We start from the raw sequence: 23166 nt of genomic DNA on the forward strand, positions 1-23166 counted from the left end.
ACAAAGTCTTTACTCGTTTTTCTGCTGCGCGGGAAATATATCGCCCACTTTGTTCGGGATTATTAGCAGATGAGTAGGAAAAAGGGCAGGAGCGTAGGCAAAAGCTGACGCTGGTTATGGCCAGCGTCAGCGCTACGGCGTTACTTCAGTGCAGCAAATGCGCGCTCGGCGGCATCCAGGGTCAGTTTCAACTCGGCTTCGCCGTGGGCGATCGAGGTGAAGCCAGCTTCGAAAGCGCTTGGCGCCAGGTACACGCCACCTTCCAGCATCAGGTGGAAGAAGCGGCCGAACAAGGCTGCGTCGCTGGCCATCACGTCATCGAAGGTCACGATGTCGTCGGCGCCACTGAAGTACAGGCCGAACATGCCGCCGGCCTGGGTGGTCACAAAGGGAATGCCTGCCGCATCGGCACGCACTTGCAAGCCGTCGAGCAGGCGAGTGGTGTAGTCGGTCAGTTCGTCGTGGAAGCCCGGGCGGCTGATCAGGCGCAAGGTGGTCAGGCCCGCCGCCATCGCCAGCGGGTTACCCGACAATGTACCGGCTTGATAGACCGGACCCAGCGGGGCGATGCGCGACATGATTTCGCGCTTGCCGCCGAAGCAACCCACCGGCATGCCGCCGCCGATGATCTTGCCGAAGGTGGTCAGGTCTGGTGTCACGCCGTAGTGAGCCTGGGCGCCGCCGAGGGCAACACGGAAACCGGTCATCACTTCGTCGAAAATCAGCACCACGCCGTGCTTGTCGCACAGGGTCCGCAGGCCTTCGAGGAAGCCTGGGGCCGGTGGCACGCAGTTCATGTTGCCGGCGACCGGCTCGACGATGATGCACGCCACGTCCTGGCCGACTTCGGCGAGCATGGCTTCAACCGCATCGATGTCGTTGAACGGCAGGGTCAGGGTGTGTTTGGCGAACGCCGCCGGTACACCCGCCGAGCTCGGCACGCCTTGGGTCAGGGCGCCGGAGCCGGCCTTGACCAGCAGGCTGTCGGAGTGACCGTGGTAGCAGCCTTCGAACTTGATGATGCTGTCGCGACCGGTGAAACCACGGGCCAGGCGGATTGCGCTCATGGTCGCTTCGGTGCCGGAGCTGACCATGCGCACCATTTCCATCGAGGGCACTAGCGAGCAGACCAGATCAGCCATCTGGGTTTCCATCTCGGTCGGTGCGCCATAGGACAAGCCGTGTTCAAGCTGCTTGCGCACGGCGTCCAGGACATCCGGGTGGCTGTGGCCGAGGATCATCGGGCCCCAGGAGCCGACGTAATCCACATAACGCTTGTCGTCTTCATCGGTGACGTAGGCGCCTTCGGCGTGCTTGAAGAACAACGGCGTGCCGCCAACGCTCTTGAACGCGCGAACCGGCGAGTTCACGCCACCGGGAATGTGTTTCTGGGCATTGGCAAACAGCGTTTCGGAACGGGACATGATCGGGCTCTCAAAATCAGATTTTTAGTAGTTCGTTGAAGGCGCGGGCGCGGCGGGTCACTTCAGCCGTGCTCTGGGCGCCGAACAGGCCATGCACCACCGCCAGCAGATCGACGCCGTGGGCCACCAGCGGGGCGGCGTTGTCCAGGGTGATGCCGCCGATCGCGCAGATCGGCAGGTGCAACTGCTTGCGGGCCTGGTCGAGCAAGTCGAGGCTGCAGGTCGGTGCGCCGGGCTTGGTGGTGGAATTGAAGAAGCGGCCGAAGGCGACATAAGTGGCGCCCTCCCTGGCAGCTTGCTCGGCCAGTTCGAGTTGCGCGTGGCAAGTTGAGCCGATGATGGCTTTGGAGCCGAGCAGGGCGCGGGTCGGCGACAGCGGGCCATCGGTCTGGCCCAGATGCACTCCCACGTTCAGGCGTGCGGCGAGCTCGGCGTCGTCGTTGATGATCAATCGGGTCTTGTAGCGTTCGCACAGATCGCGCAGGGCCTCGGCCTCGCGCAGTCGACGGGCTTCATCGCTGCTCTTGTCGCGATACTGCAGCAGGGTGACGCCGCCTTCCAGCGCCGCCTCCACGTACGAAAGGAATTTACCGGCCAGCAACTGGCTGTCGGTAATGGCGTACAGGCCACGTAGTTTCATCGAGCAGGCCTCATGGCGTTACGAACAGAAGTCCAGAGGCAGGCGGCGTGGCACGAATTGGCCTTTGCCCAACTGCTCCGCATCGCGCAGGGTGCGCCATGTGTAGTTAAGTGCAGTCTGTACGGCGCTGGCGAGGTTTTCACCTTGGGCCAGACGGCCGGCAAGGGCACTGGCCAGGGTGCAACCCGAACCGTGATAACTGCCGGGCAGGCGTTGGCAGGTGTAGGTTTCGCGCAAGCCATCGCGGCTGTACAGGCGGTTGTGGATTTCGGTTTCGTCGCCATGGCCGCCGGTGATCAGCAGGTGTTTGACGAACGGCAGGAGTTTTTCAGCGCACTGGTCCGCGGTGCCTTCCGGCAGTTCGGCGAGGATCCGGGCTTCGGGAAGGTTGGGGGTGGCGATGATCGAGAGCGGCAGCAGGCGTTCGCGCATGGCGTAGCCGACTTCGTCCTTGCCCAGGCGACCGCCGCCGCCGGCACGCAGCACCGGGTCACAGACCACCGGCAAGTGCGGGTGCGCCGAGAGCAGTTCGACCACGGTGTCGACCATCTCCAGGGAACCGAGCATGCCGAGCTTGACGGCCGCGACTTCGGAATCGTTGAGCACGGCGTTGGCCTGGGCCAACACCCACTCACGGTCGAGCACGCGGAAATCAGTGACATTGACAGTGTCTTGCACGGTCAGGGCGGTGACGGCCGGAGCCGCATGGCAACCCTGAGCGAGCAAGGCTTCGATATCTGCCTGCAAGCCGGCGCCACCACTTGGGTCGTGGCCGGAGAGACAGAGGACAACGGGGCGAGAGCTGTAGATATTCATGGTGCGCGAGCTTACCACCAAACATCTTTTTTCGGTGCGTGCGCATAACCGCAGACAGCTGCGCGACCTTCAAAAGATCGCAGCCTTCGGCAGCTCCTACATGGGGCGCGGGCTCTATCTCAATAATCTTCGCTGGAACGCCCGTGCTAGAGCCTTTGTAGGAAAAATTTTGGTAGTGCTCATTAGCCATCAACGGCTATGCTAGAGTGGATCCAAACCAATAACAGGTATCACCGGTCTTACGTCTACTCAAAAGGAATGGGGGGCTTCCTGACAGGACCGGACAGGCCACGCTGGGGCATGAATGCGCTATTTGCTGATGTTTGTGTTGTGTTTGCCCCTCTTGGCGAACGCCGTTGAGTTCAATGAACTCACCCAAAGCCTTCCCCTCGGGCGAACCCTGCAAGTGTTTGAAGATGTCGGTGGTCAGTTGACCGTCGCGGATGTCCGTGCGCAGGCCGCGGCCGGCAACTTCAAGGCGCATGATAAAGCCACCCTCAACGCCGGTTACTCGCGTTCGGTGTTCTGGCTGAAAATCGATCTGCATTACCGCCCGACCAACCCGGCTGCGCAAAGGACCTGGCTGCTGGAATTGGCGTACCCACCGCTCGATCACCTCGACCTGTATCTGCCTGATGCAAGCGGAAACTATGAATTGGCCAGGCAAACCGGCGATGCCTTGCCGTTCGACAGTCGCGAAATCCGCCAGAACAACTACCTGTTCACTGTGGATTTTACCCCTGACCAGGCGCAAACCCTGTACCTGCGCCTGCAAAGCCAGGGGTCGATCCAGGCGCCGGTCACGCTGTGGTCCAGCACGGCGTATCTCGAAGACCAGCCGGTGCGCCTCTATGTGCTGGGGCTTATCTACGGTGTACTGCTGGGGATGCTGGTCTACAACCTGTTCATCTACCTCAGCGTGCGCGATACCAGCTACCTCTACTACATCTTCTACATCGCCTCGTTCGGCTTGTATCAGCTGTCGGTGAACGGCGCCGCCGTGCAGTACTTCTGGCCAGACAATCCCTGGTGGGCCAACGCCTCGACGCCGTTTTTCATCGGTTGCGCCGGGTTGTTCGGCAGCCAGTTCGCCCGCAGCTTCCTGCAGACCGCTACCCTCAGCCGCTGGATGGACCGCTTGCTGTTGGCGTTGGTGGCGTTCGGCGCGTTGGTAGTCGGGTTGTCCCTGATGACCAGCTACGCCCTGGCGTTGCGCCTGGCCACGACCCTGGCACTGACTTTCACGGTGGTGATCTTTGCCGCGGGGATTTTTGCCTGGCTGCGTGGCTTGCGGGTCGCGCGATATTTCATCATTGCCTGGTCGGCGTTTCTGCTCGGCGGCATCATCAATACCTTGATGGTGCTGGGTTACCTGCCGAACGTGTTCCTGACCATGTACTCCAGCCAGATTGGCTCGGCCATCGAAGTGGCGCTCCTGTCCATGGCCCTGGCCGACCGCATCAACGCCATGCGCGAGCAGCAGGCGCAAACCCTGCTCGAGGCGGGGCAAAAGCTTGAGGTGCTTAACCAGCAACTGGCGCACAGCAACAAGCTCAAGGACGAATTTCTCGCCACCCTGACCCACGAGTTGCGCACACCCATGAATGGCGTGATCGGGTCGCTGGAGCTGATGCAGACCGTCGAGATGGATCCTGAGCTGGAGCAATATCAGCAAACGGCCGCGGGGTCGGCGCGGGACATGATGCGTATGGTCAATGGCATTCTCACCCTCACCGAGTTGCAGGCGGGCAAGCTCCAGGCGACCCCGTCCACCTTCAGTTTGCGCGCCGTGGTCGAGGCCTTGCGCGCACAGTTCGACGGCAATGCCTCGAGCAAATCGCTGGACTTCAAGGTCGATGTGGCACCGGGTGTGCCGGATCGCCTGCACGGCGACAGCGCCAAGTTGGCGCAATGCCTGGAGTGCCTGCTGGATAACGCCATCAAGTTCACCCGGGTCGGCGGACTGGCGCTGCGGGTCACGGGGAAAACGCTCAACCCCGAGCGACTGGCGTTGTCCTTTGCGGTGATCGACACCGGTATCGGCTTCACCGACCTTGGGGAGGCGACGATGTATCAGCGCTTCTTCCAGCTCGACGGTTCGATGACGCGCGAGTACGGCGGGCTGGGTGTCGGCCTGGCCATCTGCCGACAATTAGTGGAGCTGCTTGGCGGGCGCCTGACACACCGCTCCGAGCCTGGGCGTGGCAGCCGGTTTCAGCTTGACGTCGAATTTGACCTGCCGGCACCGGAGCGGTCTGCCACGCCACTCGCGATGCGGCAGTTGGCACAAATGCGCCTGCCCCAGGATTGCAGCGTATTGCTGGTGGATGACAGCAACGTCAATCAGTTGGTGATGCGCGGTATGTTGCTCAAGCTCGGATTCCGTGTGCGCACGGCTGACAGCGGTCACGCCGCGCTCGATTTGCTGCAGCGTGAAACGTTCGATGCGGTGCTGGTCGATTGTCAGTTGCAGTCTTTGGACGGCGTTTCCGTGTGCTGCGAGATCCGGGCAATGCCCGGTTGCGCGCAACTGCCGGTGTTCATGATCGCCCTGGGTACCGACCGGGAGCGCTGCCCGAGCGGCGCGCAGATCGACCATTTGAGCAAACCGGTGAAGTTCGAGGACTTGCAAGCCGCGCTTTATCGTCGAGTGCTCTGTACTGAACAGGGCGAAAGTGCCGACAGTTAGGCAGATATGACACTTTGTTCGGCCAAGGGGCGGTGCTTAACTGAAGTCCCTTGGCTGACCAAAGGAGCCCCGTCATGAACCTGCATCAGTTCGCCGAAACCCACGAAGTCACCAACCAGCCGCCCTCGCTGGACGGCGCCAACCTGTACCGCATCGATTTGCCGCTACAGGAATGGTCGCGGCGCTTCGGGGCCGGTTGGGCCGAATCGCGGATTGACGCATACGGAGCGCTGGCCGGCGGACCATTGATGGAAGCTGGCTTTCTGGCCAACCAGAACAAACCGGTGTTCAGCAGCCATGACCGCTACGGTCATCGCATCGACCTGGTGGAGTTTCATCCGGCCTATCACGAGTTGATGCGCACGGCGGTCGGCCATGGCCTGACTTCGTTGCCCTGGGCTCATCCGCAGGACGGTGCCCATGTCGCCCGCGCCTCCATGACGTACTTGCACAGTCAGGCCGAAGCCGGCAGTGGCTGCCCGCTGACCATGACGTTTGCCAGTGTTCCGGCGATGCGCCTGCAACCGGACCTGGCAGATCAATGGCTGCCAAAGATTCTGTCCACCGAGTATGACCCGCGCAATGTCGGCATGGCCCACAAGGCCGGCGTCACCATCGGCATGGCGATGACCGAGAAGCAAGGCGGCACCGATGTCCGCGCCAACACCACCAAGGCTTATCCCGTGGGCGCCAGCGGTCCGGGCCAGGCGTACGAACTGGTGGGGCACAAGTGGTTCTGTTCGGCGCCCATGTGCGATGCCTTCCTGACGCTGGCGCAGACGGACAAGGGGCTGACCTGTTTCCTGCTGCCGCGACATCGTCCGGACGATACGCGCAATCAGTTCTACATCCAGCGCCTGAAAAACAAACTCGGCAACTGCTCCAACGCTTCCAGCGAAGTGGAGTTTCGCGGTGCCCTGGCGTGGATGGTCGGTGAAGAGGGGCGCGGCGTGCCGACGATCATCGAGATGGTCGCCATGACCCGTTTCGATTGCATGGTCGGCTCAAGTTCGTTGATGCGCCAGGCACTGACCCAGGCCAGCCATCATTGCGCCCACCGCAGCGTTGGCGGCAAGTTGCTCAGCGAACAGCCCTTGATGCAGAACGTGCTGGCCGACCTGGCGCTGGAAAGCGAGGCCGCCCTGGCCTTGAGCCTGCGCATGGGCCAGGCGCTGGATCATCTGGAAAACGCACGGGAAGCGAAGTTCGCCCGGCTGGTGACGGCGGTGGGCAAGTACTGGATCTGCAAACGCGCGCCGGCCATGATCAACGAAGCCGCCGAGTGCATGGGCGGCGCGGGATACGTCGAAGACAGCATCCTGCCACGCCTGTACCGCGAGGCGCCGGTGAACTCGACATGGGAAGGCTCCGGCAACGTGCAATGTCTCGATGTGCTGCGAGCCCTGTCCAAGGAGCCGGGTGTGCTCGATGCGCTGTTCAGCGAGTTGGGCGATGGTCATGGCGACAAACGCCTGGCCGCGCACATCAGCCAGCTGCAGAGCGCTTTCAAGGACACCAGCGACATTCAGTACCGTGCGCGGCAATTGACCGAGGATATTGCGCTTGGGTTACAGGCCAAGCTGTTGCTGGAGGCGGGGAACGCGGCGGTGAGTGATGGGTTTATCGCCAGTCGTCTGAAGGGTGGCGGCCGGGTTTACGGTGGGTTGCCGCGAGGAGTGGATGTGGAGGCGATAGTCGCCCGGTCCACCCCGCAAGGATTCTGAACTCAGGTTCACGAACACTACAAAACCATTGTGGGAGCGGGCTTGCTCGCGAAGGCGGACTGTCAGTCAACATCAATGTTGAATGGGACACCGCTTTCGCGAGCGAGCCCGCTCCCACAGGGTTCCCGTGAAGCGACGATACAGGCAAGATGAAGGCCTGCAAGTCAGAACACAGGATGCTGATCGTGACCGAAGCTTTTATTGTCGTTCAAACCGCCGAGCAAGCTGTAGACCGGCTTGCGCTCTTGCACAATCGTGCAACCACCGCGCTGAACCAGGCGCTCAAGCGTTATCTCAAGGATCGTGTCGAGCCGGACGCCGAACAACGGGCGATGTTTCGTTATCCCGAACTGCGTCTGACCTACCACTGCCAGGGCGAAGTCCCGCAGACCACGCGCGCCTACGCCAAGGTCCAGTTGCCGGGCACCTACAGCGTCACCGTCACCCATCCCGCCGCGTTCCGTAAATACCTGCTGGAGCAGCTCGTGCCGTTGATGCACGACTTCACCGTGACCGTAGAGGTCGGTGTCAGCCAGCAGAACATTCCTTATCCGTACGTGGTCGAGCAGGGCGATGAGTTGGCCGGTTCCGGTGTCACCGCCGCCGTGCTGGCGCGGGTGTTCCCGAGTACCGACCTGTCGGCGGCGACCGACGGTATTGCCGACGGTTTGTACGATTGGGAAAACACCGACCCGCTGCCATTGGCGCTGTTCGATGCCGCCCGGGTGGATTTTTCCCTGCGCCGCCTGGTGCATTACACCGGCAGCGACTGGCGGCATGTACAGCCGTGGATCCTGCTGACCAACTATCACCGATACGTCGACCAGTTCATCGTCCATGGCCTGGAGCAATTGCGCAACGACCCGCGCTTCGTGCGCATGGTGCTGCCGGGTAACGTGATCATCGAAAAGAGCATGGATCACGGCGAAGCCTCGGCGATTGCCGCTGGCGTGGTCTGGCATCGCTACCAGATGCCGGCCTACCACCTGATCGCCACTGACGGTCACGGCGTGACCCTGGTCAATATCGGCGTCGGTCCGTCCAACGCCAAGAACATCACTGACCACCTGGCGGTGCTGCGTCCGCATTGCTGGCTGATGATCGGCCACTGTGGTGGCCTGCGCCAGTCGCAGACCATTGGCGACTACGTGCTGGCTCACGCCTATATGCGCCGTGACGGCATTCTCGACCGGGTGGTGCCGCCGAACATTCCGATTCCGGCCTTGGCCGAAGTGCAGCTTGCGCTTCAGCAGGCAGCGGCCAACATCACCGGCGAGAAGGGCGACGAACTGAAAAAGCGCCTGCGCACCGGCACCGTACTGACTTACGACGATCGTAACTGGGAGCTGCGCTGGGCCCAGGAGCGGCCGCTGATCAACCTGTCCCGCGCGGTGGCGGTGGACATGGAAAGCGGCACGATCGCGGCCCAGGGTTATCGCTTGCGGGTACCTTACGGCACGCTGCTGTGCGTGTCGGACAAACCCCTGCACAGCGAGATCAAGTTGCCAGGTTCGGCCAACGCCTTCTACGAACGCGCGGTCAGCCAGCACTTGAAAATCGGCATCGAAGCCGTGGATCTGCTGCGCACCGAGCTCAACTCGTTGCACTCGCGCAAGCTGCGCAGCTTCGACGAGCCGCCATTCCGCTGATTTGGCGATGGTCATTTAACGGTCGGGCTACTAGCATTGGCAGCCCTGACCGTTAGATGTTTGTCCGCCATGTCCCGTCCGCCACGTCCTGTTTCCCGCCGCCCTGGCGCAAAGCCATCCCCCACAGCCCCGCGCCGTGTCGCCAAGGCGCCGCCGGCCGCGCCCAAGTTGATCCTGTTCAACAAGCCCTTCGATGTGCTGACGCAATTCAGCGATGCAGAAGGGCGCGCGACCCTCAAGGACTACATCGACATTCCGGGGATCTACCCCGCCGGACGGCTGGACCGCGACAGCGAAGGCCTGCTGCTGCTGACCAACGACGGCCAATTGCAGGCGCGCATCGCCGACCCGAAACACAAACTGGCCAAGACCTACTGGGTGCAGGTCGAAGGCGAGCCGAGCGCCGAGCAGTTGCAGCGCTTGCGTGACGGTGTCGAATTGAACGATGGCATGACCCTGCCTGCCGAGGCGCGGCAACTGGATGAGCCGCAGTTGTGGCCGCGCAACCCGCCGGTACGCTTTCGTAAAAGTGTGCCGACCTATTGGCTGGAGCTGGTGATTCGCGAAGGCCGCAACCGGCAGGTGCGCCGCATGACCGCGGCGGTCGGGTTGCCGACGTTGCGGCTGGTGCGGGTCAGGATCGGTGACTGGTCGATCGAGGGGCTCGATCAGGGCCAGTGGAAAGAGGTGCCGGCGCGCTTATAAAGTGCCAGTTTCGATCAGGCCGATCACCACGCTCTTGATGACGAATGCCGCCACGCCAAGCCCCAGCACGAAAAACAGGATGAACGAGCCGAACCGCCCGGCCTTGGACTTCTTCGCCAGATCCCAGACGATGAAACCCATGAAAATGATCAGGATGCTGACCAGGCCGGTCATCATCCACTCTTCAAAAACTGCAGGATCCATTGAACATCTCCGCGCGGGCGAGGCTGAAAGGGCGCGCGGAGTATACGCCAATGGACATTGGCTGGGAGTTGACCTGCGGCAGTGTGTCGCAGCTATTCGTCGCCTGTGCTGGCCCCTTCGCTGGCAAGCCAGCTCCTACAATGAATCTCCAGCGCAAATGAAACCCTGTAGGAGCTGGCTTGCCAGCGAAGGCGTCCTCAACTGCGCAGATGGGTCAAAGGCAATTCGGTGCTATTCAACACCTGGTTCAACACAAAACTCGAACGCACACTGGTCACCCCCTCAATCCGTGTCAGGTGCCCCAGCAGCAATTTCTGATAATGGTCCATGTCCGGCACCACCACCTTGAGTTGGTAATCGGCATCCATCCCGGTCACCAGGCTGCATTCCAGTACCTGCGGCAAGGTGCGGATGGCGGCTTCGAAGTTTTCGAAGCGCTCCGGCGTGTGCCGGTCCATGCCGATCAGTACGTACGCCGTCAGGCTCAAGCCGAGCATTTTGCGGTCGAGCAGGGCCACCTGGCGGGTAATGTAGCCATCGTCCTCCAGTTGCTTGACCCGCCGAGAGCAGGGTGAAGGCGACAGGCCGATGCGTTCGGCCAGCTCCTGGTTGGAAATGCGCGCGTCACGCTGCAATTCAGCCAGAATGCTCAGGTCGTATCGGTCGAGTTTGCTCATCAAACGGTCCCTTGTCATAACTATTGCGACAGATTATCTATCCGGGGTTAAAAATTGCGCAAGTGATGTTTATTTCAGCAATCTTCGCAATCCTCTGCCGGTGCTCCAGGCCTATTCTTATCACCAGAATCACTGCTCGGACAAACAGTCCAATGCGGCCCGCCGAATCAGGCCCGCCGCGGTCGCCACCCCCACAGGGGATGTGCTGGCCCCCGAGCTGCACACTGTCCAGAAGACGGCGTGAGGTGAGCCGACGTCAAAAGCGTCGAGCACGGACGAAGTTCTCAAGGGGAGGCCGACGGGTCTCCCCTTTTTCTTGCGCGCCATTTGCCGCCCGCCCTCAATAAATAAGTTGCGCGACTGATAACCTGTTGCAGAACCGGCCTGTGCATTTCCAGTCTTACGTACAGGCCCTGACCCGCATTGAGGAAAAGCATGAGATCGCGCATCTGGCGTTTGGCCGGTGTTGGTTTGTTATGTGTCAGTGTCAGCGCGCAATCGTTGGCCGACCAGCCGCAAAACCGCGGCCCTGATGGCGGACAACACGGGGGCGGCGGACATCAGGACAACGGCCAGAATCAAAATCCGCACAACAATAGCCAAGGGCAAAACCATCCAGCGCCGGATTACAACAGCCGGGTGCGCTCGCCGCCACCACCGCCGCAACTGCCGGCCAATGACCTGCCCATCCAGCCTCGACCGGACACGGTACAACAGACTCAGCCGCCGCGGCGTGGTTACTATCAGGACGAGCCGCGGCGCAACGATACCAACCAGCACTGGAATGGCTACATAGGCGCACCGTCCAATGACAGTAACCATTGGCAGGGTCGCCCCAGTGGCCACGGCAATGGATGGGGCCCCGGCCCGCAATATCGTCCGGGGCACGTGATCGACCGCTTCCCCGACCGCGACTACCGAGTGCCCTATGGGGGCCGGGATTACTACTACTCCGGCGGCTACTGGTATCGCCCGCAAGGTCCGCGTTATGTGGTGGTGCAGCCGCCGCGCGGGATTCGCATCCAGTATCTGCCCGATTACGCCCGTGAAGTCTGGATCGGTGGATCGTTGCTGTTCCTGGCGGCGGGGTCCTATTACGCCTATCAGGAAAGCACTCAGGATTACGTGGTGGTCGAGCCGCCCGGCCAACCGTTGGCGAGTGGCAATGGCTACGATGTGGAGGCCTATCCGGCCAGCGGCCAGTCACCGGAGCAGGTCAACCAGGATGGCTACGATTGCTACCGCTGGGCGGTCGAGCAGAGTGGTTTTGACCCGCGGGTCGATACTTATCAACCGGACCCGACGGTGGTGCAGACCTACCGCCAGGCCCAGGGCGGATGCCTGAGCAGTCGCGGTTATGGGGTTCAGTAGCAGCTACAAGCTACAAGCTACAAGCTACAAGCTTCAAGCAACAAGCTACAAGTCAGCGCTAAGCCTTCATCTTGTAGCTTCAAGCTTGGAGCTTGAAACTGCCTTTATCGGATCCGCGTGCACCAGCACTTCGGCCCGCGGGTAGGCGGCATGAATTGCATCGGCGGCCTGATCGCTGATGCCGTGGGCAACTGACAGGGTCAGCTCCCCCGGCAACTCCAGGTGCAACTGCACAAACCATTGGTTGCCGGAAATCCTTGTCCGCAAATCATGGGCACCCAACACCCCCGGCACGCTGCAGGCCAGTTCCAGCATGTGCTGGCTGACATCCGGCGGCAGCTCTTCGTCCATCAACACGGCAAAACTTTCCCTGGCAATCGTGATCGCGCTCCAGAGGATGTACGCGGCAATCCCCAGGCCGAACCAGGGGTCGACCCGATGCCAGCCAAACCCGGCGAGCACCAGCGCCACCAGGATGCTGCCATTGAGCAGCATGTCCGAACGGTAATGCAGGGAGTCGGCGCGCACGGCGTTGGAACCGGTGGCCTTGACTACTCGATGCTGCAACATCAGCAGCGCCAGGGTCAGGCCCAGCGAAAACACGATCACGCCGATGCTGATCCACGGTGCACCCACCGGTTCCGGATGCTTGAGCCGGTCCACTGCCTGTAGCGCAATCAACACCGCACTGCCGCCAATGAACAGCGCCTGGGCCATGCCTGCCAGCGACTCGGCCTTGCCATGTCCGTAACGATGGTCGTCATCGGCCGGGCGCAAGGCGTAGTGCACCGCCAGCAAGTTGAGCAGCGAGGTTACGCCGTCGAGTGCCGAGTCGGTCAACCCGGCGAGCATGCTCACCGACCCGCTCAGCCACCAGGCGATGGCTTTGGCGACGATCAGCGTGCAGGCCACCGCCACCGAGGCGCGGGTCGCCAGCCGCAGCAGGCGGGCATGTTCGTCGCTGGAGATCATGGGTGCGGATGTTCCTTGTCGTGCCCCGATTACGCGGCGGGTTGCAGGCCGAACATGGCCAGTTGCTGGGCGCTGCCCTTGGACTGGATCAGGCGTGGATCGTCCAGCGGCAAGCTGCGGCCCAGTTCACGCTGCAGAATAGACTGCAACTTGAGGTTATCGACCTTGCCGTCCGCGCCAATGGCGTCCTTGAGTTTTTCCGGATCGACCTGGGCCGTCTTGCCCGGTTCGAAGTAGATCGCACCCGTGGCGAAGTCCACGGCAAACGCGATCAGGCCGGGGATGATGTAGAACAGCAGGCCCACGGCATCGAGCACGGCAATGGCCGGGTCGATCTTGCCATCGATCTGGCCACGACGATCCGGATAGAAGATCGAACCGCAGGCAGTCAGTTGGGTCAGCAGGGTCGCGACCAGAACGCCGCCGATCAGGCGAAAGGGAACACGCATATGAAATCTCCTGGGTAATCTCAAAACGAAGCGTCGTCGATATGAATTAGGACCGCAACGAACACTGGGCAGTTCGCCGTTATACTCGCGCCTCTGTTTGGGAGCCAGCATGATTTCTTTGCCGATTGATGAAGTTTTACCTGCCCTGCGTGAAGCCCTGGCGACACGCCACGAAGCCGTGCTCGAAGCACCGCCCGGCGCCGGTAAGACCACCCGTGTGCCCCTGGCCTTGCTCAACGAGCCTTGGCTGGCCGGGCAGACCGTCCTGATGCTTGAACCGCGCCGTCTGGCCGCGCGGGCAGCGGCGGAGCGCCTGGCCAGTGAACTGGGCGAGAAGGTCGGCGAAACCGTGGGTTATCGCATTCGGCTCGACAGCAAGGTCGGCCCCAACACCCGTATCGAAGTGGTCACCGAAGGCATTCTCACCCGGCGTCTGCAGGACGATCCGGCGCTGGAGGGCGTGGGCCTGTTGATCTTCGACGAGTTCCACGAGCGCAGCCTCGACGCCGATCTGGCGCTGGCCCTGAGCCTCAATGGCCGAGAACTGTTCCGCGACGATCAGCCGCTCAAAATCCTCTTGATGTCGGCCACCCTGGAAGGCGAGCGGCTGGCCGGTTTGCTGGACGACGCGCCGATCCTGCGCAGCGAAGGCCGCATGTACCCGGTGGCGATGCGCTGGGGCCGGCCGTTCCAGGCCGGTGAATTCATTGAACCACGGCTGGTGCAGACCATCCTCGAAGCCTTGAACGATGAAAGCGGCAGCGTGCTGGTGTTCCTGCCGGGGCAGGCCGAGATCCGTCGCGTGCATCAACAACTGGCCGATGCGCTGGGCGATAGTCCTCAGGTCTTGCTCTGCCCGTTGCACGGCGAACTGGACCTCGCCGCGCAACGGGCGGCGATCGATCCGGCGCCGCCGGGCCAACGCAAAGTGGTGCTGGCCACCAACATCGCCGAGACCAGCCTGACCATCGACGGCGTGCGCGTGGTGATCGATGCAGGGTTGGCGCGGGTGCCGCGTTTCGACCCCGGCAGCGGCATGACCCGCCTCGACACCCAGCGCATTTCCAAGGCCAGCGCGACCCAGCGTGCGGGCCGGGCAGGGCGACTGGAACCGGGGGTGTGCTATCGCTTGTGGTCCCAGGATCAGCACGAACAATTGGCGGCTTATGGCAGTGCGGAAATACTCTCGGCGGATCTCGCCGGGCTGGCGCTGCAGCTGGCGCGTTGGGGCGTGACGCCGGGGCAGCTTGTTTGGCTTGATGTGCCGCCGACCGCCGCTTATGCACAGGCTCAGGACTTGCTGGTTCGTCTGGGCGCGTTGGATGGCGAAGCGCTGACCCGTCACGGTCAGGCCATGGCCGAACTGCCGGCGCACCCGCGCATCGCGCACTTGTTATTGCGAGGACAGGCGCTCGGCCTGGCCGACATGGCGTGCGATGTCGCGGCATTGCTTGGCGAGCGCGACATCTTGCGTGGCGCTGGCGCCGATTTGCACAGCCGCTTGGCCTTGCTGTCCGGCGAGCAGCGCGCCTCCCGGGGTACCCAGGGTGGCGTACAACGCGCCCGGCAACTGGCGCGGCAGTATCGCGGTTATCTGCGCGGCAAGGCATCGGAGCCGGTCAGCGACCTCGACCATCCGCGCTGGCTCGGGGCGTTACTGGCCTTGGCCTATCCCGACCGCGTCGCCCAGCAACGCCGTGCCGGCGGTGCCGAGTATCGCCTGGCCAACGGTCGTGCGGCGCTGTTTGCCGAAGCCGACAGCCTGATGAAGCAGCCGTGGCTGGTAATCGCCGACCTCGGCAGCCGCCAGGGCCAACGTGAAGAGCGGATCTATCTGGCGGCGGATTTCGATCCGGCGTTGTTCGACTCGGTACTGGCCGAACAGGTGCGTTGCGTCGATCAACTGGACTGGGATGAGCGCGAAGGCGTGCTGCGGGCCGAGCGCCAACGCAAGGTCGGTGAGCTCATTCTCAGCCGCGAACCGCTCACCGGCCTCGATGAAAGCGCCCGCAGCCAGGCATTGGTGAATCTGGTGCGGCGCAAAGGCCTGGAGCTGTTGCCGTGGACCCCGGAGTTGCGCCAGTGGCAGGCTCGAGTGGCGTTGTTGCGCCAGCTTGACCTGGGCGGCAAGGGCGAAAGCGATTGGCCGGATGTCAGCGACGCTGCGCTGCTGAACAACCTTGAGCACTGGCTGATGCCGTATCTGGGCAAAGTCTCGCGGCTCAGTCATTTCGCCAATCTCGACCTCTCGAGCATCGTTCACAACCTGTTGCCATGGCCAATGCCGCAACGGCTGGACGAGCTGGCGCCCCACCACTTGAGCGTACCATCGGGTTCATCGATTCGTCTGGACTACAGCGAACAGCCGCCGATCCTGGCGGTGCGCTTGCAGGAATTGTTCGGCCTGGCCGAAACCCCGCGCATCGCCGGTGGCCGGCAAGTGGTCAAGCTGCATTTGCTGTCCCCGGCGCGGCGGCCGGTGCAGGTGACCCAGGACCTCGCGAACTTCTGGCGCAGCACCTACGCCGAGGTGAAAAAAGACTTGAAGGGACGCTACCCGAAACATTACTGGCCGGACGACCCGCTGGTGGCCGAAGCCACGGCACGGATCAAGCCGCGCAAGCAATGACGCGGCACGCTACGGCGCGGCGGGCAGCAGGAACCGCGCAATCACCGGCAGGTGATCGGAGATGCGCAGGGTGTCGTCCTGCCGGACCATCGCCTCGACCCGTTTGATCCGCGGGCTGTAGAACAGATAGTCGACGGTCCGGTCCGGGCCGTTCAACCCGGCATCGTTCGGGTAATGGGTCAGCCAGCGCGCGCGGTCGATCCCGCCGGACTCGTTATTGGTGGGGATCATCGGGTACTTGTCCCACAACAGATGCAGGGCGCTGTCGGCGGAGTAGGGGGTGCGCTGTTCGTTGGGCAGGCGCTGGTATTGCCCCAGCGGCAGCAGGTTGAAGTCGCCACCGATCAGCCAGGGCGTGCCGCGGCTTTCGAACTTGTCGAGGACCTTGGCCACGGCCGCGACCTGTGCCTGCAGCGTCTCGTCAGGTTGGCTCGCACGGTCCAGATGGGTGTTGAGGACCGCGAGCTGGCCACCGTCGCTCAAGGGCAGGTACGTCACCAGCAAGGCGTTTTTCGGTTGGAACTGGCGGCTGATCGGATTGGCCGAAGTGATCGGCAATTGCAGGCGCTCGGCGTGCTCGATCTGATAGCGGCTCAGGGTCGCCAACTGCCGGCCGACGCTACCGAAAATATGCGGGTTGGGCACGAAGTCAGCCTTCCAGTCGAAGGCCTGGGCACTGCATGGGTAAAGGTCGGCGAGCCGCTCCTGCAACAGTTTGAGCTGGTTCTGGTAGTCGCTGGCCTTGGCGCCGTCATCGAGTTCCTGCAGCAGCACGACGTCCGGTTGCTCGTCACGAATCACGCGCGCCACTTCATCGAGGCTGAAGGCCATGTCTTCCGGCGTGGGGGAATCGTCGGTGCCGGCGGCCAGGTCATTCCAGAACACGTAACGCTTGCCCGCCAGGTACTGGACGTTCCAGGTCATGACCTTCAGTGCCTGACCCGGTGCCAGGGTTGGTGCGAGGGTGGGCGCCTGGGTGCAGCTGACTGGCGCTGTTTCCCGGGCCTCGGGGCGCCAGGTCAGGCTGTAGACCGCCACGCCGGTCAAGCCGATGACGATCAACAATCCCAGCAAGGTGTAGCGCAGCAGTCGGGTCATGGCTCGGCTTATCGCGTTACGGAAGTTGACCCCGAGCATACCCGACTGACGGGCGGTCGCCCACGGTCAACGTGGCCCATCGATTTTTTCCGGCACCTCGCTGATCAGCATGAACAGGCGGAACAGCACCACGCTGGTGAACAGCTGCAGGAAGCTGTGGGCGCTGTCGATCAGCAGCGAGATCACCGGGTTCTGCGGCTCGGGGTACGCTGCCAATGTGGCGCCCTTGAGCAGCCACAAGGGCCCCATCACACACAGGATGCACACCAGGATGCGCATGAAATGGCCGCGGGTCAGGCGCAGGCTTTCCTTCATGGCCTGCAAGGGCGCCAGACCGCGCAGCACCAGCAGGTACTCGCCGAAGGCCAGGGTCACCATCAGCCAGATGCCCGGCAGGAAGTACAGCGACAGGCCGAGCAGGATCAGCAGGGTGTTCAGGGCGGTCAGCAGGGCGAAACGCGGCCACAGATAAGCGGACCTCGACAGCAGCTCGCGATTGCTTGGCGATTCGCCACGGCTGCGGGCGTCGAGGAACAGGATCAGGGCGGCGGTGTACAGCGGATAGACCAGCAAGCCGACGATCACACTGATGCCCGGAAAACTGTCCGGCTCGGTGGAGCGGTCGACCACTTGTTGCAACAGGGCCTCGATGATCACCAACGGCAGGCACAGCTGCACGATCTGGCGCAGATTGCGTTTGAAGAAATACAAGGAGTCACGCAGTACATCGAACGGATTCATCAGTTGGTATCGCTGGTTGAAAGCAGTGGCCCACTTTAACCGATGAAACGCGGGAGGGCGCAAACGTAAACGTTCGGTAAAGGTCATTGAAACAACTTGTTTCAGCCTCCATTAAGGTCGGGCACCTTATCCTTTGAGGGTAAAGGCAACGATTTTCCCGGCAATCTACGAGGTCGCCATGAACAGCGAAGAACAAACCCTGATCGATGGACTGTTTTCCCGGCTGCTACAGGCCGAGGCGGACTCAGCCCCGCGCGACGCCCAGGCCGAGGCGCGGATCAAGGAACACCTGGTGCGCCAACCGGCGGCAGGTTATTTCATGACCCAGGCGATCCTGGTGCAAGAGGCGGCGATCAAGAGCCTCGACGGACAGAACAAACAACTGACGGCGCAAATCCAGCAATTGCAGGCCGAACTGCAACAGGCCAAGGCGCAAACATCCGCTCCGGCGCCGAGCAGCGGTGGCTTTTTGTCGAGCATCTTTGGTGGCGGCAGCCGTGATCCGCAGCCTGCGCCTGCGCAACCGGCGGCAACCAGTGGCGGCGGCTGGCGTGAGCCGGCGCGTCCGTCGTTCAACGCACAGCCGCCGCAGAACTTCGGTGCTGCTCCACAGCAGGGCTATGCACCCCAGCAACAGGCCCCAGCAGCGGCGGGCAGCGGCTTTCTCGGCGGTGCGCTGAAAACAGCGGCTGGTGTGGCGGGTGGCGTGATGCTGGCACAAGGTATCAGCAGCCTGTTCCACCACAACCAGCCAGCGCAGGAAGTCGTCGAAGTCATCAAGGAAGAACCGGCCCAGGTCAACGACCAGGGCAACACTGGCTGGGGCGATGACCAGCGCATGGCCGGCAATGATACCTACGGCAACGACCAGGGCGGTTTTGCCGACGCCGACTACAGCGATGACAGCTCATCGTTCTTCGGCGGTGACGACGACTCCTTCGTCTGATTCGCCATTCGTCCGGGGCGCTGCGGCGCTCCGGGCCGATTATTCGCGAAACTCACCTCTTGGCTGGCATACTGGGCGACTTTTCGGGCCTGGTGCCTGATCCTGCCTGCGCGTTAATGAGGTGTCCGGTGAAAAAAATCGCAGTGTTCGCCGATGTCCAGAACCTCTACTACACCGTGCGCCAGGCTTATGGTTGCCACTTCAACTATGCCGCGTTGTGGGCTGACATCAGCAAGCAGGGCGAGATCGTCGAGGCCTACGCCTACGCGATCGATCGTGGCGACAGCAAGCAGCAGCAGTTCCAGCAGATCCTGCGCAACCTCGGTTTCACCGTGAAGCTCAAGCCCTATATCCAGCGCAGCGACGGCTCGGCCAAGGGCGACTGGGACGTGGGCATCACCCTCGACATCATGGACGCGGCCGACCATGTCGATGAAGTGGTGCTGGCCTCTGGCGACGGTGATTTCGACATGCTGCTGGAGCGCATCATCAGCAAACACGGGGTGCAAGCGGTGGCCTACGGGGTGCCGGGCCTCACGGCCAACTCGCTGATCCGCGCCGCCAGCCGCTATGTGCCGATCGAAGGCGCGTTGCTGCTCAAGAATTGATTTTTACGGAGTTGAAACAGGTTTGGAACGCATAGCAGTCATCGACTTTGAAACCACCGGGATCTCTCCGAGCAGCAGCTGCCGGGCCACGGAAATTGCCGTGGTGATCCTCGAGCAAGGGCGCATCGTCGAGCGTTACCAGAGCCTGATGAACGCCGGCGTGCGCGTCCCGGGCTTCATCGAACAACTGACCGGTATCAGCAACGCCATGTTGCGCACTGCGCCTCCGGCGGAGCAGGTGATGAACGAGGTCAACGAGTTTGTCGGCACCACGCCACTGCTGGCGCACAACGCGGCATTCGACCAGAAGTTCTGGGACTTCGAGCTGGGGCGAATCAAACGCACGCGCTTGCAGAACTTTGCCTGCTCGCTCCTGCTGGCGCGTCGCCTGATGCCTGCGGCACCGAACCACAAACTCGGCACCCTCACCACCTTCGCCAACCTGCCCCACACCGGCAAGGCTCACCGGGCCATGGCCGATGCCGAGATGGCGGCCAACCTGCTGACGCACCTGGCCGGGGAGTTGCGGCAAAAGCACGGGTTGAGTGAGCTGTCCCATGATCTGCTGTGCAAGTTGCAGAAAGTGCCGGCAGCGAAAGTGGGTGAGCATCTCAAGCGCTATCGCTGATCCCGAGTCCTGCAAGTAACCCTTGTGGGAGCCAGCCTGCTGGCGATTACGGGGTGTCATTCAACCTCTTGGTTGGCTGATCCACCGCAATCGCCAGCAGGCTGGCTCCCACATTGAAATGGGTTGATGTCAGCCTTGTTTACCGTTGCCCTCGATATGCCCCAACGGCACACGCTTTTCGATGGCACTCGACAGCACAATCGACGTCTTGCTGAAACCAAACGTGGCAATCCGGTTGATCAACTCCTCCAGCTCCGGCATCGAACCCACCGCCGCCTGCATGATCACGCACGGATCGCCGGTCACCCGGTGGCATTCAGTCAGCTGCGGGATCTTGATCAGGTCGTCGTAGGCCTTCTGGTTGCCATGCTGGTTCAGGCGCAATTCGATCACGCACTGGATCGGCAGCCCGAGCTTGGCCATGTCGACTTTCGCCTGGTAACCGGTGATCACGCCGCTGGATTCGAGCTTGGCCACGCGTTCGGCCACGGCCGGGGCGGAGAGGTTGACCTTGCGCGCCAGGTCGGCATATGACGCGCGACCATTTTCCAGCAGGGCGCTGAGCAGCATGCGGTCATATTTGTCCACGGTCGAACTCCTGAAAATAACGGACTTTCGAAAACACGGTTTATAGCGCTGAACTCCGTGTTTTGAAAAGTGTACTGATGCTTTAAACAGGTTTTGTAACTTATTTTCCTGTGTAGGCCTTTCTAAAATAGCTGTTCACTTGTCCTGCCTGTGAGCTGCCCCCCATGCCTGGTCTACGTCGTTTTCCCTTGCCGTTAATCGCTGCCTTTTTCGCGTTGTACGTGATTTGGGGCTCGACCTACCTGGTGATCCGCATCGGTGTGGAGTACTGGCCGCCGTTGCTGTTGGCGGGGATTCGCTTCGTGATCGCCGGGACGCTGATGTATGCCTTCCTGCGCTGGCGCGGAGCGCCGGCCCCGACCTGGGCGCAATGGAAAGCCGCCGGGATCATCGGTGTGTTGCTGCTGGCTTGCGGTAACGGCGGTGTTAGCCTGGCTGAACACACGGGCGTGGCGTCCGGTGTCGCCGCGCTGGCCGTGGCGACGGTGCCGCTGTTCACCTTGCTCTGTGGATATTTCTGGGGCGCGCGTAATACCCGTCTCGAATGGGCCGGGATTGCGCTCGGCATGATCGGCATTGCCATGCTCAACCTGGGCTCCAACCTGCAATCGAGTCCGCTGGGTGCGGCGTTGCTGATCTTTGCCGCGGCCACCTGGGCGTTCGGCTCGGTGTGGAGCAAACACTTGCCGTTGCCTCAAGGCGCCATGGCCAGCGCCGTGGAAATGCTGGTGGGCGGCGTGGTGTTGCTGATCGGTAGTGCCGTGAGCGGTGAACGCCTGGAGCAGATGCCGCCCATCGAGGGCTGGGCGGCGCTGGCGTACCTGACCGTGTTCGGTTCGATCATTGCCTTCAATGCCTACATGTATCTGCTCAAGCATGTGCGTCCGGCGGCGGCCACCAGTTATGCCTACGTCAACCCGGCGGTGGCCGTGTTGCTGGGGATCGTGTTTGTCGGCGAAACCATCGGCATCGAGGAAGCGCTGGCCATGTTGGTGATCATCAGTGCCGTGGTGCTGATTGGCCTGCCGCAATGGCGCCGCACACCGGAACGGCCAGTGGTCAAGGCAGTGCCGACAGAATCCCGTGTGAATTAGGGTAAACTGCGCGGCATTGCACACTCCTTCTGCACAATCGCGCTGAATTTTCCTACGGTACTCCCATGACTTTCGCCACCCTTGGCCTGATCGAACCCTTGCTGCGCTCCCTTGAGACGCTCGGCTACCAGACTCCGACGCCGGTTCAGGCGCAAGCCATACCGGCGGTGCTGGCCGGTCGCGACCTGATGGCCGCCGCCCAGACCGGCACCGGCAAGACCGCCGGTTTCGCCTTGCCGCTTCTGCAGTTGCTGGCGATGGAAGGGCCGAAAGTCGCCGCCAACTCGGTGCGTGCGCTGATTCTGGTGCCGACCCGGGAGCTGGCCGAGCAGGTTCACGAAGCGGTGCGCCAATATGCCGAGAACCTGCCGCTGCGCACCTACGCGGTGTATGGCGGCGTCAGCATCAACCCGCAAATGATGAAGCTGCGTAGCGGTGTCGACCTGCTGGTGGCGACCCCGGGCCGTCTGCTCGACCTGTTCCGCCAGAACGCACTGAAGTTCAATCAGCTGCAAACCCTGGTGCTGGACGAAGCCGATCGCATGCTCGACCTGGGTTTCTCCGAGGAACTGGCGAATATCTACAAGGCGTTGCCGAAGAAGCGCCAGACCCTGCTGTTCTCCGCCACCTTCTCCGACGACATCCGCCTGCTGGCCGGGCAAATGCTCAATGATCCGCTGAGCATCGAAGTCAGCCCGCGCAACGTCGCCGCCAATACGGTCAAGCAGTGGATCGTGACGGTGGACAAGAAGCGCAAGCCGGAGCTGTTCGTGCACCTGATGCGCAAGGGCAAGTGGAAGCAGGTACTGGTGTTCGCCAAGACCCGCAACGGCGTGGACGCGCTGGTGGAAAAACTCCAGGGCCTGGGCATCAACGCCGACGGCATTCACGGTGACAAACCCCAGGCGACCCGTCAGCGCGCGCTGGACCGCTTCAAGCTCAGCGAAGTGCAGATCCTCGTTGCCACCGACGTCGCGGCCCGAGGCCTGGATATTGAAGACTTGCCACTGGTGGTCAACTTCGACTTGCCGATCGTGGCCGAGGATTACATCCACCGCATCGGTCGTACCGGGCGCGCGGGGGCGACCGGCGAGGCGATTTCCCTGGTGTGCGCCGATGAAGTGAATCTGCTGTCGGCCATCGAGATGTTGACCCGCCAGACGCTCAAGCGTCAGAACGAGCCGGACTTCGAGCCTGAGCATCGCGTGCCGGACACCGATGCCAGTGGCCAGGTGGTCAAGAAGCCGAAGAAACCGAAGAAGCCCAAGGCTTCGGGTGGTGGCGGCAAGCGCAATCTGGGCAAGTGGGTGGACAGCGGAGAGGTTGCGCCGGCGGAGCCTTCGATAAAACCTGTGCGCAAAGTTCCGGTGTTCAATACTGGGCCGCGTAAGCGCAAACCTTGATTAGCGGCGGCGTCTGTTAGGCCGTCATCGCCAGCAGGCTGGCTCCCACAGTGGACCTGTGTCGTACACAAATATTGTGTTCACAGAAGATCAATGTGGGAGCTAGCCTGC

At 62.2% G+C, this 23166-nt stretch carries 21 protein-coding genes; 11 read left to right on the forward strand and 10 right to left on the reverse strand.

The features are described 5' to 3' along the window. Positions 1-140 precede the first annotated feature (140 nt). Genes hemL through NPS56_RS10005 form a run of 3 tightly spaced genes read right to left on the reverse strand, consistent with a single transcriptional unit; the run spans position 141 to position 2880 of the window. Complete coding sequence (hemL, locus tag NPS56_RS09995) at positions 141-1424, reverse strand: glutamate-1-semialdehyde 2,1-aminomutase (protein WP_008066019.1); 1284 nt, start codon at positions 1422-1424, stop codon at positions 141-143. Positions 1425-1440: 16 nt separating this feature from the next. Continuing rightward, the gene (thiE, locus tag NPS56_RS10000; RefSeq protein ID WP_274074471.1) at positions 1441-2064 is read right to left on the reverse strand and encodes a thiamine phosphate synthase; all 624 of its coding nucleotides are present in this window, start codon (positions 2062-2064) and stop codon (positions 1441-1443) included. 18 nt (positions 2065-2082) lie between these two features. After that, a complete protein-coding gene (locus tag NPS56_RS10005) occupies positions 2083-2880 on the reverse strand; it encodes a hydroxymethylpyrimidine/phosphomethylpyrimidine kinase (RefSeq protein WP_046815827.1) in 798 nt (265 codons plus the stop codon). Between the two features lie 304 nt (positions 2881-3184). Between NPS56_RS10005 and NPS56_RS10010 the strand changes: the two genes are divergently transcribed. The 4 genes from NPS56_RS10010 (at position 3185) to NPS56_RS10025 (ending at position 9647) form a co-directional block, all read left to right on the forward strand. Beyond that, the gene (locus NPS56_RS10010; protein ID WP_274074472.1) at positions 3185-5569 is read left to right on the forward strand and encodes a hybrid sensor histidine kinase/response regulator; all 2385 of its coding nucleotides are present in this window, start codon (positions 3185-3187) and stop codon (positions 5567-5569) included. A gap of 74 nt (positions 5570-5643) precedes the next feature. Then, positions 5644-7293: an acyl-CoA dehydrogenase family protein gene (locus NPS56_RS10015; RefSeq protein ID WP_274074473.1), complete on the forward strand. Its 1650-nt coding sequence runs from the start codon at positions 5644-5646 to the stop codon at positions 7291-7293. 149 nt (positions 7294-7442) lie between these two features. Beyond that, complete coding sequence (amn, locus tag NPS56_RS10020; protein ID WP_274074474.1) at positions 7443-8942, forward strand: AMP nucleosidase; 1500 nt, start codon at positions 7443-7445, stop codon at positions 8940-8942. 69 nt (positions 8943-9011) lie between these two features. Beyond that, entirely contained in the window at positions 9012-9647 is a 636-nt protein-coding gene (locus tag NPS56_RS10025) for a pseudouridine synthase (RefSeq protein WP_274074475.1), read from the forward strand. Here the strand turns inward: NPS56_RS10025 and NPS56_RS10030 are convergent. Then, the gene (locus tag NPS56_RS10030) at positions 9642-9851 is read right to left on the reverse strand and encodes a DUF2788 domain-containing protein (protein ID WP_046815823.1); all 210 of its coding nucleotides are present in this window, start codon (positions 9849-9851) and stop codon (positions 9642-9644) included. The genes NPS56_RS10025 and NPS56_RS10030 overlap by 6 nt on opposite strands. A gap of 197 nt (positions 9852-10048) precedes the next feature. Beyond that, the gene (locus NPS56_RS10035; protein ID WP_007894448.1) at positions 10049-10528 is read right to left on the reverse strand and encodes an Lrp/AsnC family transcriptional regulator; all 480 of its coding nucleotides are present in this window, start codon (positions 10526-10528) and stop codon (positions 10049-10051) included. A 435-nt stretch (positions 10529-10963) separates the two neighbouring features. On the opposite strand from NPS56_RS10035, the gene NPS56_RS10040 reads away from it, so the two are divergent. Beyond that, positions 10964-11899, forward strand: coding sequence for a DUF6515 family protein (locus NPS56_RS10040; RefSeq protein ID WP_274074476.1), 936 nt, complete (start codon positions 10964-10966; stop codon positions 11897-11899). Between the two features lie 66 nt (positions 11900-11965). Here NPS56_RS10040 and NPS56_RS10045 read toward each other — a convergent pair whose 3' ends face one another. Further along, on the reverse strand, positions 11966-12871 hold the full coding sequence (locus tag NPS56_RS10045; protein WP_274074477.1) for a cation diffusion facilitator family transporter: 906 nt from the start codon (positions 12869-12871) through the stop codon (positions 11966-11968). A gap of 29 nt (positions 12872-12900) precedes the next feature. Continuing rightward, positions 12901-13320, reverse strand: a complete 420-nt coding sequence (locus NPS56_RS10050) for a polyribonucleotide nucleotidyltransferase (RefSeq protein WP_274074478.1) — start codon at positions 13318-13320, stop codon at positions 12901-12903. Positions 13321-13429: 109 nt separating this feature from the next. Here NPS56_RS10050 and hrpB point away from each other — a divergent pair, with 109 nt between their 5' ends. Then, positions 13430-15949 carry an ATP-dependent helicase HrpB gene (gene hrpB / locus NPS56_RS10055; RefSeq protein ID WP_274074479.1) on the forward strand — a complete coding sequence of 840 codons (2520 nt, stop codon included), beginning with the start codon at positions 13430-13432 and terminating at the stop codon, positions 15947-15949. A gap of 9 nt (positions 15950-15958) precedes the next feature. On the opposite strand, the gene NPS56_RS10060 is transcribed toward hrpB, so the two are convergent. Next, positions 15959-17047 carry an endonuclease/exonuclease/phosphatase family protein gene (locus tag NPS56_RS10060; RefSeq protein ID WP_274074480.1) on the reverse strand — a complete coding sequence of 363 codons (1089 nt, stop codon included), beginning with the start codon at positions 17045-17047 and terminating at the stop codon, positions 15959-15961. 66 nt (positions 17048-17113) lie between these two features. Continuing rightward, the gene (locus NPS56_RS10065; RefSeq protein ID WP_274074481.1) at positions 17114-17788 is read right to left on the reverse strand and encodes a YciC family protein; all 675 of its coding nucleotides are present in this window, start codon (positions 17786-17788) and stop codon (positions 17114-17116) included. Positions 17789-17966: 178 nt separating this feature from the next. On the opposite strand from NPS56_RS10065, the gene NPS56_RS10070 reads away from it, so the two are divergent. The 3 genes from NPS56_RS10070 to NPS56_RS10080 all read left to right on the forward strand — a co-directional run bounded on the left by NPS56_RS10070 (position 17967) and on the right by NPS56_RS10080 (position 19970). Then, a complete protein-coding gene (locus tag NPS56_RS10070; RefSeq protein ID WP_274074482.1) occupies positions 17967-18734 on the forward strand; it encodes a DUF2076 domain-containing protein in 768 nt (255 codons plus the stop codon). 116 nt (positions 18735-18850) lie between these two features. Further along, on the forward strand, positions 18851-19342 hold the full coding sequence (locus NPS56_RS10075; protein ID WP_178134372.1) for an NYN domain-containing protein: 492 nt from the start codon (positions 18851-18853) through the stop codon (positions 19340-19342). A 22-nt stretch (positions 19343-19364) separates the two neighbouring features. Then, on the forward strand, positions 19365-19970 hold the full coding sequence (locus NPS56_RS10080) for a 3'-5' exonuclease (RefSeq protein WP_274074483.1): 606 nt from the start codon (positions 19365-19367) through the stop codon (positions 19968-19970). A gap of 129 nt (positions 19971-20099) precedes the next feature. Here NPS56_RS10080 and NPS56_RS10085 read toward each other — a convergent pair whose 3' ends face one another. Then, positions 20100-20558, reverse strand: a complete 459-nt coding sequence (locus tag NPS56_RS10085; RefSeq protein ID WP_274074484.1) for an Lrp/AsnC family transcriptional regulator — start codon at positions 20556-20558, stop codon at positions 20100-20102. 164 nt (positions 20559-20722) lie between these two features. Here NPS56_RS10085 and yedA point away from each other — a divergent pair, with 164 nt between their 5' ends. Next, positions 20723-21652, forward strand: coding sequence for a drug/metabolite exporter YedA (gene yedA / locus NPS56_RS10090; protein ID WP_274074485.1), 930 nt, complete (start codon positions 20723-20725; stop codon positions 21650-21652). A gap of 65 nt (positions 21653-21717) precedes the next feature. After that, positions 21718-23055, forward strand: a complete 1338-nt coding sequence (locus NPS56_RS10095; protein WP_274074486.1) for a DEAD/DEAH box helicase — start codon at positions 21718-21720, stop codon at positions 23053-23055. The last annotated feature ends 111 nt before the right edge of the window (positions 23056-23166 follow it).

It is taken from the genome of Pseudomonas putida, from assembly GCF_028682635.1.
Classification (GTDB): domain Bacteria; phylum Pseudomonadota; class Gammaproteobacteria; order Pseudomonadales; family Pseudomonadaceae; genus Aquipseudomonas; species Aquipseudomonas putida_AE.